This window comes from Streptomyces sp. NBC_00080 (assembly GCF_045041255.1).
GTDB lineage: Bacteria > Actinomycetota > Actinomycetes > Streptomycetales > Streptomycetaceae > Streptomyces > Streptomyces coriariae.
The window spans coordinates 6,214,006-6,228,741 of sequence record NZ_CP108235.1 but is presented as its reverse complement, the minus strand read 5'-3'; the positions used below and the strand labels follow the sequence as shown (position 1 = coordinate 6,228,741).

The 14,736-nt window shown below is 71.4% G+C and carries 10 protein-coding genes and 1 tRNA gene; 2 read left to right on the top strand and 9 right to left on the bottom strand.

Going from position 1 to position 14,736, the window contains the following annotated elements; genetic code table 11:
- Positions 1 to 140: 140 nt before the first annotated feature.
- The 5 genes from OHU34_RS27815 to leuS form a co-directional block, all read right to left on the bottom strand.
- Entirely contained in the window at positions 141 to 2,828 is a 2,688-nt protein-coding gene (locus OHU34_RS27815) for a ComEC/Rec2 family competence protein (RefSeq protein ID WP_405768823.1), read from the bottom strand.
- Positions 2,825 to 4,054: a helix-hairpin-helix domain-containing protein gene (locus tag OHU34_RS27810; RefSeq protein WP_405768820.1), complete on the bottom strand. Its 1,230-nt coding sequence runs from the start codon at positions 4,052 to 4,054 to the stop codon at positions 2,825 to 2,827. Before OHU34_RS27810 ends, OHU34_RS27815 begins: the two co-directional genes overlap by 4 nt.
- A gap of 123 nt (positions 4,055 to 4,177) precedes the next feature.
- Positions 4,178 to 5,023, bottom strand: coding sequence for a DegV family protein (locus OHU34_RS27805; protein WP_142264280.1), 846 nt, complete (start codon positions 5,021 to 5,023; stop codon positions 4,178 to 4,180).
- 158 nt (positions 5,024 to 5,181) lie between these two features.
- Positions 5,182 to 5,922 carry a hypothetical protein gene (locus OHU34_RS27800; protein WP_142264281.1) on the bottom strand — a complete coding sequence of 247 codons (741 nt, stop codon included), beginning with the start codon at positions 5,920 to 5,922 and terminating at the stop codon, positions 5,182 to 5,184.
- Between the two features lie 295 nt (positions 5,923 to 6,217).
- Positions 6,218 to 9,103: a leucine--tRNA ligase gene (leuS, locus tag OHU34_RS27795; protein WP_405768817.1), complete on the bottom strand. Its 2,886-nt coding sequence runs from the start codon at positions 9,101 to 9,103 to the stop codon at positions 6,218 to 6,220.
- 428 nt (positions 9,104 to 9,531) lie between these two features.
- On the opposite strand from leuS, the gene OHU34_RS27790 reads away from it, so the two are divergent.
- On the top strand, positions 9,532 to 10,848 hold the full coding sequence (locus tag OHU34_RS27790; RefSeq protein WP_405768814.1) for a ferric reductase-like transmembrane domain-containing protein: 1,317 nt from the start codon (positions 9,532 to 9,534) through the stop codon (positions 10,846 to 10,848).
- A complete protein-coding gene (locus OHU34_RS27785; RefSeq protein WP_028806510.1) occupies positions 10,845 to 12,455 on the top strand; it encodes an NADH-quinone oxidoreductase subunit NuoF family protein in 1,611 nt (536 codons plus the stop codon). Before OHU34_RS27790 ends, OHU34_RS27785 begins: the two co-directional genes overlap by 4 nt.
- Before the next feature lie 166 nt (positions 12,456 to 12,621).
- On the opposite strand, the gene OHU34_RS27780 is transcribed toward OHU34_RS27785, so the two are convergent.
- The 4 genes from OHU34_RS27780 to OHU34_RS27765 form a co-directional block, all read right to left on the bottom strand.
- Positions 12,622 to 12,694 (bottom strand) — tRNA-Ala (locus OHU34_RS27780).
- A 131-nt stretch (positions 12,695 to 12,825) separates the two neighbouring features.
- Positions 12,826 to 13,059 (bottom strand): hypothetical protein, encoded by a 234-nt coding sequence (locus OHU34_RS27775; RefSeq protein ID WP_003976229.1) that lies wholly within the window; start codon positions 13,057 to 13,059, stop codon positions 12,826 to 12,828.
- A gap of 3 nt (positions 13,060 to 13,062) precedes the next feature.
- Positions 13,063 to 13,236 carry a hypothetical protein gene (locus tag OHU34_RS27770; RefSeq protein WP_199920286.1) on the bottom strand — a complete coding sequence of 58 codons (174 nt, stop codon included), beginning with the start codon at positions 13,234 to 13,236 and terminating at the stop codon, positions 13,063 to 13,065.
- Between the two features lie 69 nt (positions 13,237 to 13,305).
- Complete coding sequence (locus tag OHU34_RS27765) at positions 13,306 to 14,694, bottom strand: MFS transporter (RefSeq protein ID WP_230195751.1); 1,389 nt, start codon at positions 14,692 to 14,694, stop codon at positions 13,306 to 13,308.
- Positions 14,695 to 14,736 lie beyond the last annotated feature (42 nt).

Genomic DNA, 14,736 nt, shown 5'->3' with positions numbered 1-14,736 from the left:
GCCCCCAGGCGGTATCCACGCAGTGCCCAGGCAGTGCCGCGGCAGCACTCGGACAGTGCCTCAACCGGGCGCCCCGGACAGTCCTCCAACCGGTCGCCCCGGACGGTCACACCAGCCTTCGGCCGAGAGATTCTCGACCCTCAGTCCCGCGCCACCCGCAGCTCCCCGTCCGTACCGGTGGCGACCGCCAGCGCCCCGTCCCGGTCCGTCCGCAGCACCGCCGCCCCTCCCGCGCGCAGCGCCGCGACCGTGCTGGGCGCGGGATGCCCGTACGGGTTGTCCGCGCCGCACGAGATCAACGCCAGCCGTGGCGCCACGGCGCGTATGAGGTCGGGGTCCTGGTAGGCCGAGCCGTGATGGGCCACCTTCAGCACGTCCACCCCACGCACCGACGGTGCCGCCGACGATCGCAACAACGCCTGCTGGGCCGGGGGTTCGAGGTCGCCGAGCAGCAGTATCCGCAGCCCGGCCGCCCGCACGAGCAACGTCACGCTCGCGTCGTTCGGCCCGTCCGGGCGCGGCGCCGGGTGCGGTGGCGGCCAGAGCACCTCCCAGTCGAGAGCACCGACCCGCCGCCGCTCCCCGGCCGCGGCCCGCACCACCGGCACATCCCTCGCCTCCGCCTCCCTCCGTACGAACTCCACCTGGTCCACGGGCTCCTCGAACCCCGTCGTCTCGATCGCCCCCACCTCCCGGCCCCGCAGCACCCCCGGCAGCCCGGCCACGTGATCCGCGTGGAAGTGGGTCAGTACGACGAGCGGCACCCGGGTGATCCCGAGCTTGCGCAGACACCGGTCGACCAGTGCCGGATCCGGCCCGGCGTCCACCACCACGCCGGCGCCCCCGCCCGCCGCCAGGACCGTCGCGTCACCCTGCCCCACGTCGCACATCGCGAGCCGCCAGCCCGGGGGCGGCCAGCCCGTGAGCACCCGGGTCAGCGGCGGCGGTTGAACCACCACGAGCAGAAGCAGCACCCCGCAGACCGCGCACAGCCACGGGTGCCGCGACAGCCGCCGCACGAGCAGCACCACCACGCCCGTGACCAGCGCGAGCAGGAACGCCCCGCCCCAGCTCCCCGGCCAGTCCACTCCCCCGCCGGGCAGCGCCGCCCCGGTCCGCGCCACACCCGCGATCCACCCGGCCGGCCAACTCGCACCCCACGCCAGTGCCTCGGCCAACGGCATCGCCACGGGAGCCGTCGCCAGCACCGCGAAGCCCAGTACCGTCGCCGGCGCGACCGCGAACTCCACCAGGAGATTGCAGGGCACCGCCACCAGACTCACCCGAGCCGACAACACCGCCACGACCGGCGCGCACAGCGCCTGCGCGGCTCCCGCGGCCGCCAACGCCTCAGCGAGCCGTGGGGGCACCCGGCGCCGTCGCAGCGCGGCACTCCAGCGCGGCGCCAGCGTCAACAGGGCCCCGGTGGCGAGGACGGACAGCAGGAACCCGTAACTCCGGGCCAGCCACGGGTCGTACAGCACCAACAGCAGCACCGCCGTCGCCAGCGCGGGGAACAGTGACCGACGGCGGCCGGTCGCCAGCGCGAGCAGCACGATCGCTCCACAGGCCGCGGCGCGCAGCACGCTCGGGTCGGGCCGGCACACCACCACGAAGCCCAGGGTGAGCGCGCCGCCGAGCAGCGCGGTCGCCCGGAGCGGGACGCCGAGGCGAGGTGCCAGACCGCGCCGTTCGACGTGCTGGGCCAGCCCGGGAGGGCCGAGGAGCAGCGCGAGGATGATCGTGAGGTTGCTCCCGGAAACGGCGAGGGTGTGGGCCAGATCCGTCGCCTTGAACGCCTCGTCCAGTTCGGGCGTGATCCGCGAGGTGTCTCCGACGACCAACCCCGGCAGCAGCGCCCTCGCGTCCGCCGGGAGTCCGTCGGTGGCCGCCCGCAGCCCCGCCCGCAGCCGCCCCGCCGACCGCTGCGCGCCCGAGGGCTCCCGCACGACCGACGGCACCGCCCGGCCCCGCACCCGCAGCACGGCCGCGAACCGGTCCCCGCCGGCCAGCGCGGGCACCAGCCGCCCGGTAACGCGCACCCGTGTGGACGGCAACAGCCCCAGCCACGAAACCCCGGACCGCGCCCCGGACCACATTCCGGACCGCATCCCGGATCCCCGCACACCGCCGGGCATCAGACGGCCCGGCGTCTCGCGGCTCCAGGGGTTCACCCGGGCCCCGCTCTCGGCCCGGCGCGAGCCGACGTCCACCACCACCAGCACCGGGGCCCGCGTCGCCACGGCCGCCCGGGGCGTTCCCTCGACGCTGCGCACCTCGGCGTTGATCAGGACGGAGTCCGGGGTCACGTGGTCACCTCTGACCCGGGGCCGGGTGAGCCGTGGGTCGGAGGTGATCTCGACCTCGGCGGTGACGGTCGCGTACTCCCGCGCCAACTCCGGCACCGGCCCCCGGCGCAGATCGGCCCCGTGCAGCCCGGCCGACGCGGCAGCCGCGCCCACGCAGAGCATCGAAGCGGCGACGGTGACCCGGGGCCACATGCGCCTACCGGCAGTAGGCCCTGCAACAGGTTCGGCAACGGGACCCGCACCACGCCCCGCCGCACGCCGGCCCACGATCAGAAGGGCACCGGCGGCCAGGAGGCAGACGGCCACGACGCCACCCACCACCCCGGGAGACGCGTCCAACGTCAGCGCCGCCGTCGCCCAGGCCGCCAGCGCGGGCGGTACGAGCCGTAGATCCACCGGCCCTTCCTGGCGTGGATGGGCGTCGCCCAGCCGCTTCCCGGAGGCCGCGTGCACGGCGCGGCGGGCAGCGGAGCCGGGCCCGGCCCGAACGCCCACGGCCTCGATGTCTTCGCGCCTCATGGCCGCACGAGGTTCCGCAGGTCGGCGAAGCGTCGCTCGCCGATGCCGTTGACCTCGCGCAGTTCGTCCACCGATCGGAAACCGCCGTGCTGCGCCCGGTAGTCGATGATGTGCTGCGCCAGCACGGGGCCCACGCCCGGCAGCGTGTCGAACTGGTCCACGGTGGCCGTGTTGAGGGAGATGGGCGCCGGGGGCCCGGCTCCTGTGTCGGCACCGGTGGAACCCGCCGCAGCCGACCCCGCTCCCGTCCCGGCGGCTCCGGTCTGCGGGGCGGGGACACCGACGACGACCTGCTCCCCGTCCACGAGAAAACGCGCACGGTTGAGACCGTCGGTGTCGGTGCCCGGTCGCACACCACCGGCCGCGCCCAGTGCGTCGACCACGCGTGAACCGGCCGGGAGTCGGTGGATGCCGGGCTTCCTCACCTTGCCGCTGACGTCCACCACGATCTCGGCCCCGACCGTGCTGCCGACGCCCGGCGGACCTGCCGAAGGGCCAGGCCCGGCAGCCGGGTTCAGCCCTCCCGCCTCGTAGGGCGCGGCGGCTCGCACCACCTCCGGTGCCCGCACCGGCTGAACCCGGCCGACCCAGAAGTGCTGCACGGCGAAGGCGGCGACGACGACGAGCAGCACCGAGAGCGCGAGCACACTCCTGCGTTCCAGTCCGCAGCGCGCCAGCAGCCACACCGGCATCCGCTCCCGCAGAGCAAGCCCCACCCGCCCCTGCCAGGGCTCGGCGACACGAGGAGCACGCCCCTTACGCATCTCATCGCCGCTGCCGCCGATGCCGATACCGCTGTCGCTGTAGCCGTCGCTGCCGGCATCGACATGCGATACGCCCTCGCCGTCGGCCACATCTGCCTGCGGCGCACCCGACCTCTTCAGAACACCCGGGGCAACAGGCACCCCCGCCGCCACCGACACTGCCCCACCCGCCGACTCCGACGCACCCGACGCACCCGACGCACCCGACGCACCAACCAGGACAGCACTCTCACCATCCCCACCGCCCCCACCCGGCGGTCCCATCCCCATCTCTCCTTGTTCCCGGGGCCGTTCGGCGAAGAGCACCTTCGCCCGGCGGCGGATCTCCTCCGCCGAAGCGTGCCGGGGTCCGGTCCGACCGGTGCCAGGGGGACGGAGACGGTGCGAACGGCCGTCGGAGCCAGGGCCCCGGCCGGGGCCGCTGGTCGCGTTCGGGCTGCGTGGACGTGATCGAAGTGCCATGCGACGAGGATCGGACACTTCGCCGCGCCGCGATGATCTTGCTCAATTTCCGTGGATGAAAGCCCAGTTGTGGATAACTCCACCACTCACACGAGTGAGCACTCACACGAGTGCGCCCAGCCGTCAGCGCGGCGAGACCACGACGCCCAGCAGCCCCGGTCCGGTGTGCGCCCCGATCACCGCGCCGACCTCGCTCACATGCAGGTCGGCGAGTCCGGGCACGCGGGACCGCAGACGGTCGGCGAGCGCGGACGCCCGGTCGGGGGCGGCGAGATGGTGCACGGCGATGTCGACCGACCCGCTGCCCGCCCGCTCCGCCCCGAGTTCCTCCAGGCGGGCGATCGCCTTCGACGCCGTCCGTACCTTCTCCAGGAGGTCGATGCGCCCCCCGCTCAGCTGGAGCAGCGGCTTCACCGCGAGCGCGGAGCCCAACAGGGCCTGGGCGGCGCCGATCCGGCCGCCGCGGCGCAGGTACTCGAGGGTGTCGACGTAGAAGTAGGCGGAGGTGCCGGCGGCCCGTTTCTCCGCCGCGGTGACCGCCTCGTCGACCGTGCCGCCCGCGTCGGCGACCTCGGCCGCCGCGAGCGCGCAGAAGCCGAGCGCCATCGCGACCATGCCGGTGTCCACCACCCGTACCGGCACCGGCGCCTCACGCGCCGCGACCACCGCCGCGTCGTAGGTGCCGGACAGTTCGGCGGACAGGTGCAGTGAGACGATGCCGGTGGCACCGGACTCGGCGATCCTGCGATACGTCTCGGCGAAGAGCTGGGGGCTGGGACGCGAGGTGGTGACGGAGCGTCGCTTCTGCAAGGCCTGGGCGAGGGAACGGGTGGAGATCTCGTTGCCCTCTTCAAGAGCCTGGTCGCCGAGGACGACGGTCAGGGGCACCGAGGTGATGCCGTGACGCTCCATCGTCCGCTGCGGCAAGTAGGCCGTTGAATCCGTGACGATCGCGACATGGCGGGACATGACCTGGAGGTTACCTGGCGTAGCCCCTGTGCGGCAGCCCGGCCCCTCGCAGCTGGACCGCCCTTGACCGAATCCAGTACCACGCCTGACGGCACCCGATCCAGGACCCCGTCACCTGACGAACCGGGGCCCCGGAGGGCAGGAATCCGGCCCCGGCCTCAGGTGGTGCTCTCGGGGCGCGGTTTCTTCTGCCACGGGTAGGTGGGGCGCGGTCCCGGTGGGGTGATGGCGGGCCGGGTCGGCTCCTGCGGCGGGCGTGCGCCGGGTGTCTGCGGCCACGTCTGTCCTTGCGCCGCACCGTCGGCGGCCGGTGCTTCGGGCCACGGGGGCGGCGGCGTCTGCGTGGAGGAGTCCGACGTGGTCCAGTGGCGAAGAGCACCGGCCTCGACGTCGATCTGGGCGCTCAGGGAGTCGAGGTCGTCGTCCGCGAAACGGCGGGCCCGGTCGCGGGCCGCCCAGCGCAGCGAGTCCGCCGATCCCACGAGGCGCTCGGTGCGCTCGCGCAGTGAGGGCAGCCGCGCGGCGAGCGTCGTCCGGTCCGGTTCCGATTCCAGGCGTTTGAGCTCGGTGTCCAGTTCGTGTCCGTGCGCGCTGAGCCTGTGGAACAGGGCGAGGGACTCCTTGAGGGACTCGTCCTCGGTGACGCCCGCGTGCAGCGCGTCCTGGGTGGCCCGCATCGAGGTGCGCAGCTTGAGCCTCAGCTGGGCGATCTCGCCGGCGGGTCCGAACTGGGCGAAGGACTTGGCCCGCAGGGTGTGGTCCTCGACCGTGCGCCTGGCCTGGTCGATGGTGCGGTCGACGCCGCGCTTGGCGGCTCCGATCACCTTCACGGTGGCGTAGGCGCCGAGCACCACAAAGAGCACGAAGAGCAGGGCGACTACTGCGATCACTGCTTCCACGAGCTCCTCCTGCGGTCTGCCACGACACATCCGGCGCCGCACAGGGCACGCCGCACTTCACACGGTAAACGAGACGGGCAGGTTCGGAGTTCCACAAGAACCCCGAACCTGCCCGTAGGGGACTACCCGGAGCCGCACCCACCGGCCCGCGACACCCGGCCCGGCCGTGCGTGCGGCCCGGTCGCCCACAGCCCGGTCATGCACAGAACCCGGTCATGGTCGTCCGTGCAGCCCGCTCATGCGTACCGCCCCGTCACGTTCAAGCTCACGCCTGCGCTCACGCCTGCGCTCACGCTCACGCCGGAACGATGTTCACCAGCTTCGGCGCCCGCACGATGACCTTGCGGATGCCGGCCCCGCCCAGCGCCTTCACGACACTCTCGTCGGCCAGCGCCACCTTCTCCAGCTCCTCGTCGGAGATCGCCGGGGACACTTCCAGGCGCGCCTTGACCTTGCCCTTGATCTGCACGACGCAGGTCACGCTCTCGTCCACGACGTACGCCGGGTCGGCGACCGGCAGGTCCCGGTGGACGACCGAGTCGGTGTGGCCCAGCCGGCGCCACAGCTCCTCGGCGATGTGCGGGGCCAGCGGGGCGACCAGCAGCACCAGGGGCTCGGCGACGGAACGCGGCACCGCGCCGCCCGCCTTGGTCAGGTGGTTGTTCAGCTCGGTGATCTTGGCGATGGCGGTGTTGAAGCGCAGACCCTCCAGGTCCTGGCGCACTCCGTCGATCGCCTTGTGCAGGGCCCGCAGGGTGTCCTCGTCGGGCTCGGCCTCGACGACGCTCAGCTCGCCGGTGGTCTCGTCGACGACGTTGCGCCACAGCCGCTGCAGCAGGCGGTACTGACCCACCACCGCGCGCGTGTCCCACGGCCGCGACACGTCCAGCGGGCCCATCGCCATCTCGTACAGGCGCAGGGTGTCGGCGCCGTACTCGACGCAGATCTCGTCCGGAGTGACCGCGTTCTTCAGGGACTTGCCCATCTTGCCCAGCAGGCGGCTGACCTTCTCGCCCTGGTAGAAGTACGCGCCGTCGCGCTCCTCCACCTCGGCGGCCGGCACCGGGAAACCGCGGCTGTCGCGGTAGACATAGGCCTGGATCATGCCCTGGTTGAACAGCTTGTGGAACGGCTCCGCGGAGGAGACGTGTCCCAGGTCGAACAGGACCTTGGACCAGAAGCGCGCGTACAGCAGGTGCAGCACGGCATGCTCGGCGCCACCGACGTACAGGTCCACACCGCCGTGCGGCTGACCCTCGCGGGGGCCCATCCAGTACTGCTCGATCTCCGGGTCGACCAGCTTCTCGCTGTTGTGCGGGTCCAGGTAGCGCAGCTCGTACCAGCAGGAACCGGCCCAGTTGGGCATGGTGTTGGTCTCGCGGCGGTACCTGCGCGGACCGTTGCCGTCGCCCAGGTCCAGGGTGACGTTCACCCAGTCCTCGTTGCGCGACAGCGGCGTCTCCGGGGAGGTGTCCGCGTCGTTCGGGTCGAAGGTGCGGGGCGAGTAGTCCTCGACCTCGGGCAGCTCCAGGGGCAGCATCGACTCGGGCAGCGAGTGGGCGACGCCGTCCTCGTCGTAGACGATCGGGAAGGGCTCGCCCCAGTAGCGCTGACGGCTGAACAGCCAGTCGCGCAGGCGGAAGTTGACGGTGCCCTCGCCGATGCCCTTGCGGGCCAGCCACTCGGTGATGCGGGCCTTGGCGTCGACGACGCTCAGGCCGTCCAGCGAGATCTCCTCGTTGGACGAGGCGATGATCTTCGCGTCGTACGACCCGAAGGCGTTCTCCCACGTCGACGTGTCGGTGCCCCGGCCGTCGGTCGGCTCGACGATGCAGTGGATCGGCAGCTCGAAGGCGCGCGCGAACTCGAAGTCGCGTTGGTCGCCCGCCGGGACGGCCATGATCGCGCCGGTGCCGTAGCCCATCAGCACGTAGTCGGCGATGAAGACGGGGACCTGCTCGCCGTTGACCGGGTTGGTGGCGTACACGCCGGTGAATACGCCGGTCTTGTCCTTGGCCTCGGCCTGGCGCTCGACGTCGGACTTCGACGCGGCCTGCGCCCGGTACGCGGCGACGGCCTCGGCCGGGGTCGTGTGGCCGCCGGTCCAGACGTCGTGCGTGCCCTCGGGCCAGGCGTCCGGGGTGAACTTGTCGACCAGCGGGTGCTCGGGCGCCAGGACCATGTAGGTCGCGCCGAACAGGGTGTCCGGGCGCGTGGTGAAGACCGTGATGCGCTCGCCGTCCACGGGGAAGTCGACGCGGGCGCCCTCGGAGCGGCCGATCCAGTTGCGCTGCTGGAGCTTGATCGCCTCGGGCCAGTCCAGGGCGTCCAGGTCGTCCAGCAGACGGTCCGCGTAGGCGGTGATGCGCATGTTCCACTGGCGCAGCTTGGCCTTGAAGACGGGGAAGTTGCCGCGCTCGGAACGGCCGTCGGCGGTGACCTCCTCGTTGGCCAGCACGGTGCCCAGACCGGGGCACCAGTTGACCGGGGCGTCGGAGGCGTAGGCCAGGCGGTACTCGCTCAGGACGTCGGCGCGCTCGGTGGCGGTCAGCTCGTTCCACGCGCGCGTGTGGCCCGGTACGCCGCGCTCACCGGACTCGAACTGGGCGACCAGTTCGGCGATCGGGCGGGCCTTGTCCGCCTCGCCGTCGTACCAGGAGTTGAAGATCTGCAGGAAGATCCACTGGGTCCACTTGTAGTAGTCCGGGTCGATCGTGGCGAACGACCGGCGCTTGTCGTGGCCCAGACCCAGCCGGCGCAGCTGGGACTTCATGTTGCTGATCGCCGCTTCGGTGGTGATCCGAGGGTGCTCGCCCGTCTGCACGGCGTGCTGTTCGGCGGGCAGGCCGAAGGCGTCGAAGCCCAGGGTGTGCAGGACGTTGTGGCCGGTCATGCGCTGGAAGCGTGCGAAGACGTCGGTCGCGATGTAGCCGAGAGGGTGGCCGACGTGCAGGCCCGCACCCGAGGGGTACGGGAACATGTCCATGATGAACTTCTTGGGCCGGGCCACCAGCTCGGGGTCACCGGCCAGGTCGCCCTTCGGGTTCGGTGCGGCGTACGTACCCTCGGCGTCCCAGAAGTCCTGCCAGCGTGCCTCGATCTCGGCGGCCATGGCAGCCGTGTAGCGGTGCGGCGCGGCCTCCGCCGGTGCAGCGGCGGCAGCGGGGTTCGTCTCGCTCATGGTCCTCAAAGCTCCATCGATCGTCTCTGCCAGCGGGTTGTCGTCCAGGAAACGAAAAATCCCCTCGCACAGGAGGGGACGCCGCGCCGATTCCGAACCGTCCGTTCACCGGCGGTCGGGACTGATCAGCGCGGCTCGCTAAGCAGAAGGCGTACAGCACGCATGGCGTTAGGGTACCGCAGGCCTTGAGCAAGCCGCGACGTTCGTACGTATGCATGGTCGCGACAACGTTGCTGCGACCAGAATGGCGAGGCCGGAACTGAATCAAGGTCAAGGGTTACTTCGCGTAACAGTAGCTAAGGGACATCACAACAGCCACATTGTCGTTTGATAACAGCGCAATAACTCAAACCTCGTACCCATCGGTATGGAGCCACTTAGAGTTCGGCAGCGGGACCGCTTTCCCGAAACTGCTCGGAGTTGCCCCCATGAACCCTCGTCCTAGTAACAGCTCGCTCCCCAAGCCCGGCCGGTCGGTCTATGGGGTGGCGACAGCTGTCGTCCTGGTCCTCATACCCGTGGTCGTGCTGGTCGGCGGCGACCAGTTCCAGGCATTCCTGAACTTCGGTGCGGGCGTGCTGTCACTGGTATGCCTCACCTGCTCGGTCATCTGGGGCCTCGTCGCCCAGGACCGGCTCATCCTCAACACGCGTCAGCGGATCATCGCGCAGGCCATCCACCGCGTGACCGCCGTGGGCTCCATCGCCTTCCTCGTCGTCCACATCTCCGTCAAGCTGGTACTGCAGCACACCGTCCTGATCGCCGCACTGATCCCCTTCAGCCTCGGCATCAAGGGCGCCGCCGGACTCATCGGCCTCGGCTCCCTGGCCGCCCTGCTCATGATCTTCGTCGGCATCACCGGCGCACTGCGCAACCGGTTCTCCGCGCCCGCCGAGGTGGCCGCCCGCTGGCGCGCGATGCACATGCTGGCCTACCCGGCGCTGTGCGCGGCCCTGATCCACGGCCTGTTCGCGGGGCGCGCGGCCAAGCCGTTCTTCATGGTCTCGTACGAGCTGTGCCTGGCCGGCGTCATGGCCGCCCTCGCCCTGCGTTCCGCCCCGCGCCCGTTCAAGCGCAAGGTCGCCGACCAGATCGCCGCGATCCTCGGCACCCAGGAACGCTCGGCGATGGACGGCCTGGACGCGTCACGCGCGCGCCGGTCGGAGACCGGATCGTCCGCGCTGCCGGGCTACGAGGGCCGCTCCGGCCGCTCACCGCTGACCGACACGATGGGCTCCACCCGGATGTCCCCGCCGGCGTCGCCGCTGTACGACACACCCGCGCCCGCCGCCCAGGAGCCCGCGAACGGCTTCGCGGCCGCCTACCGCGCCGTCAACACACCGCAACGCGGCCAGCAGCAGCCCTACGCGGCCGACCAGACGGCACGGATGAACCTGCCGTTCGACATCCAGGCCACCGAGGCCATCCCACGGGTCGACACCGGCGGCAGCACCTCGGGCAGTTGGCCGGTCCCGTCCCCGCCGCCGGTCGGCGAGGCACCCCCGTCGGCCTACGACCCGCTCCAGGACACGGGATTCAACATCCCGGTCTATGACAATTCGGGCACCGCTGGGTACGGCGGACGTGACGTATACGACACCGGTGAGACGAACCCCTCTTTCGGGACGTACAACCAGAACGACACGTACAACAGCGGTCCCGCCAATGAACCATCACCTGGCTCGTCGTTCGACGCACCGGGTTCGGGCGAACCTTGGAACACGCCTTCCGGAGGCTATAGGTGAACGAGGCCCTGCCCGACGTCCCAGAAGTCCGCGTGGTCGGGCTTCCGCAGCTCACGTCGGGCTTCGACCTTGTCGAAAGACTTGATCTACCCATGCACCTGAAGGTGCACGGGCCGCTCGAACCCCTGGGCGGAGAGGCACTCGCGAAGCTCTCCGAGAACATCAACCTGAAGGGCCGCGGCGGCGCGGGCTTCCCCTTCCACAAGAAGCTGCGCTCGGTCGCCGAGGCGGCGATCAAGCGCGGCGTACGGCCGGTCGTCGTCGTCAACGGCAGTGAGGACGAACCGGCCTGCCGCAAGGACACGGTGCTCATCAACCGTGCCCCGCACCTCATCCTGGACGGCGCGCTGCTGGTCGCGGAGGCGCTGGGTGCCCGCACGCTCGTGGTGGGGGTCACCCGCGAATCCACTCAGCGCTCCATGGAGGCCGCGCTCGCCGAGCGCGGCCTCAGCAACGGCCGCAGATCGGCGCTCAAGGCATTCGTCCAACGCAACCCGATCCGCATGGTCACCGGCGCCGCCGCCTCACTGATCCGCTCCATCGACGGCGGCCCGCCGATCCCGCCCGGCCGCAAGGTCAGCGCCTCGCAGAACGGCGTCGGCGGCGCGCCGACCCTGCTCTCCAACGCCGAGACGTTCGCCCAGCTGGCCATCGCCGCCCGCATCGGCCCGGAGCGCTACGGCAACACCGGCCTGTACGACGAGCCGGGCACCGTCATGCTGACGGTCTCCGGCGCGGTCGCCCGCCCGATGGTGATCGAGGTGCCCACGGGCGTGCCGCTGCGCTACGTCCTTCAGCTCGCCGGCGCCCCGCCGGTGCCCCAGGGCGTGCTGACCGGCGGCTACCACGGCAAGTGGATCGACGCCGCCACGGTCAACGAGGCGATCGTCTCCCGCAACTCCCTCGACGCGGTGGGCGGGGCGCTCGGCGCCGGCGCGATCCTGCCCATCAGCCAGGACACCTGCCCGCTGGGGGAGTCGCTGCGCGTGGCCCAGTGGCTGGCCGACGAGAGCGCGGGACAGTGCGGTCCCTGCTACCTCGGCCTGCCGGCCGCCGCGCGCGGCATGGAGGACATCATCAACGGCGGCGGCCCGGCCGCCCTGGAGGCGCTCAAACAGGTCGCCAAGAACGTCAAGCGGCGCGGTGCGTGCTCGCACCCGGACGGCTCCGCGATGTTCCTGGAGTCGACCATCAAGGCGTTCACCGACGACCTGGCCGCGCATGTCCTCGGCAACGGGTGCGGACGCCCCGTGGAGGGCGTTCTGCCGCTCTTCGAGGCCGGCATGGCCCCGGCGGCCATCACGAGCGGCAACCCGCCGGAGGACAGCGGCTCGAGCCGCCAGAAGATCTTCGTCGACTGGACGCTGTGCCGCGGGCACGGCCTGTGCGCCGACATCCTCCCGGAGGTCTTCCAGCTCGGCGCCGACGGCTTCCCGACGGTGGCACAGGCGAAGGTTCCGCAGAACGCGGAGGCGAAGGCGCTGCGCGCGGTACGCCGCTGCCCGGCCCTCGCCCTGCGCGTCGAGGAGGACACGCGCGCGCAGGCGCCCGCCCGTAACCTCCCGGTCCTCTCCCAGGGCCGCGGCCGCCGCGCCCTCGGCCGCTGAGCGTCGGCCGACGACGAACGACGGACAACAGACGACAAGGGGCCGCCTCGGACGAGGCGGCCCCGAAGCGTCGGTCCTGACGGAATGTCCGAAGAGGGAAGGCCGGAACGCCGACCGAACGCAAAAAGATCCCGCCGGATCGCATCCGATCCGGCGGGATCTGCTGTGGAGCTAAGGAGAATTGAACTCCTGACCTCCTGCATGCCATGCAGGCGCTCTACCAACTGAGCTATAGCCCCTCGTGGCCAAGCGGCGAAGCCGCGTACCGACCGTGTCGCCCGGTTTCCCCGGCGGCGACGCCAACATTACCGGCCCGGAGCGTGGACCACCAAATCGTTTCCACCCTGTCCGGTTTCAACCCTTATGCGGGTCAAGCGGTGACGAACGAGTAGAACCGCTTGAGCGTGCAGTGCTCCTCGAGGAGCCGCCCGTAGATCGGCTCGCCCTCCAGCTCACGGTACGTCTCGATCGGGTCGCCTTTTATGATCAGCGCCCGCGCGCATTCCTCGCACCAGTACTGGTAGTCGGGGTTGACCGGCTCCATGTCACGGACGATCGGGGTGCCGCTGCCGCACCAGTCGCACTTCCGCCTGTGTGCACCCATCGATCAGCTCCAGCTGTGGCCGCAGGCCGTGCACACGTAGGAAATCCCGCCGTTGTCACCGAGAACCTGGGCCACATGACCGGAACCGCAGGAGGGGCAGCTGAGCCGGGTGGCCTTGTCCGGTGTCACCGCCGCTTCGGAGAGGTCACCGACCTCTCCGAGGATGCTCGCAGGCATCGCTACTCCCTCCCGTCGGGCCGCGCTCCCTTCCGGCCGTTTGATTCTGCCACGGCCGGGCCAATACGGTCAGCGACGCCTCAGTACCAGTCCGGACACGGCACCCAGGGCAGCTGTCGTAGCGAGCGCGAACATGCATGTGAGAAGCGCTTCCGAAGAGGTATACGCCTCTGGGGCCCCAAGTGACTCAAGCCGCTCGAAGAACAGTGTGCCGAAGGCCGCGACACCGATCAGCTGCCCTAGCTGGGTGACCGTCGCGAGCAGTCCGCTGGCGTCCGCCGCGTCCTCGGGCCGCACCGCCGCCAGCGCCCCGGTGAGCGTCGGGCTGAAGGCGAGGGCGAGCCCGACGCCCACGCCGGCGTACGCCGCGTACAGCCAGGCACCGCCGTGGTCGCCGCCCCGGAAGGCCAGCCCCACTCCCAGCACGGACAGCGCGGTGAGCGTGAACCCGGCCGGGGCCAGGGACCGTTGCCAGGACGCGGGCCACCTGCGCCAGGTCAGTCCGACAAGCCCGAAGACCACGGCGGTCGGCGCGAAGGTGAGGCCGGCGCGCAGCGCGCTGTAGCCGAGGCCGCCCTGGACGTGCAGGGTCAGCACGAACAGGAACCCCCCGTTGACCGCCATGACGGCCAGCACGCGCAGGACGGCGAGACCCATCCCGGGGTGACGCAGCACACGGGGCGCGATCAGTGGGGCGCCGCCCCGCCGGGCGAGCCGGGCCTCGTAGCCACGGAACAGCGCCAGAGCGAGGGCACCGACGGCCAGCGACACCCAGGACCACAGCGGCCAGTCCTCCTCCTGCCCGAGCACGAGCGGCACCGTGATCAGTGACACGGCGGCGCCCAGAAGCACGAGGCCTGGCCAGTCCATCTCGCGCGCCCCTGCCCGCGCCCCCGCGCCCGCCCCCGCGCGGCCCGCTCCCCCACCACGGGGCAGGACGCGCCGGCCGGCGACCAGCAGGACCAGACCCACCGGCACGTTCACGAGGAACACCGGCCGCCAGCCGGTGCCCAGCAGATCGGCGGCGACCAGGACACCGCCCACCACCTGCCCGGCCGCCGCACCGACGGCGAGGACCGCCGCGTAGACGCCCAGTGCCCGCACCCGGGCCTCGCCGGTGAACGTGCGCTGGATCAGGCTGAGCACCTGCGGGATCATCACCGCCGACCCGGCCCCCTGCACCAGCCGGAAAACGATCAGTTCGGTACTGCCCTGAGCCAGCCCGCAGGCCAGCGAGGCGGCCGTGAAGAGAGCGAGCCCGACGAGGTGGACGCGGCCGTGCCCGAACCGGTCGCCGAGGCGGGCGCCGGTGATCAGCAGCACCGAGTACGTGATGGCGTATCCGGCGACGACCAGTTGGAGGTCCGCGCCGGAGGCGTTCAGGTCGGAACCGATCGTGGGGGCCGCGACGTTCACGATGAAGACGTCGAGCAGTGCCATGAACTGGGCTGCGAGCACGACCGCCAGCAGCAGCCGAGGCCGATTGTCAGTGCCAGGGTC

Excerpts from the sequence above, each read along its gene's own strand:
- OHU34_RS27815 (WP_405768823.1), bottom strand. The coding sequence starts at position 2,828 with ATGAGGCGCGAAGACATCGAGGCCGTGGGCGTTCGGGCCGGGCCCGGC.
- OHU34_RS27810 (WP_405768820.1), bottom strand. The coding sequence starts at position 4,054 with ATGGCACTTCGATCACGTCCACGCAGCCCGAACGCGACCAGCGGCCCC.
- OHU34_RS27805 (WP_142264280.1), bottom strand. The coding sequence starts at position 5,023 with ATGTCCCGCCATGTCGCGATCGTCACGGATTCAACGGCCTACTTGCCG.
- leuS (WP_405768817.1), bottom strand. The coding sequence starts at position 9,103 with ATGAGCGAGACGAACCCCGCTGCCGCCGCTGCACCGGCGGAGGCCGCG.
- OHU34_RS27790 (WP_405768814.1), top strand. The coding sequence starts at position 9,532 with ATGAACCCTCGTCCTAGTAACAGCTCGCTCCCCAAGCCCGGCCGGTCG.
- OHU34_RS27775 (WP_003976229.1), bottom strand. The coding sequence starts at position 13,059 with ATGGGTGCACACAGGCGGAAGTGCGACTGGTGCGGCAGCGGCACCCCG.
- OHU34_RS27770 (WP_199920286.1), bottom strand. The coding sequence starts at position 13,236 with ATGCCTGCGAGCATCCTCGGAGAGGTCGGTGACCTCTCCGAAGCGGCG.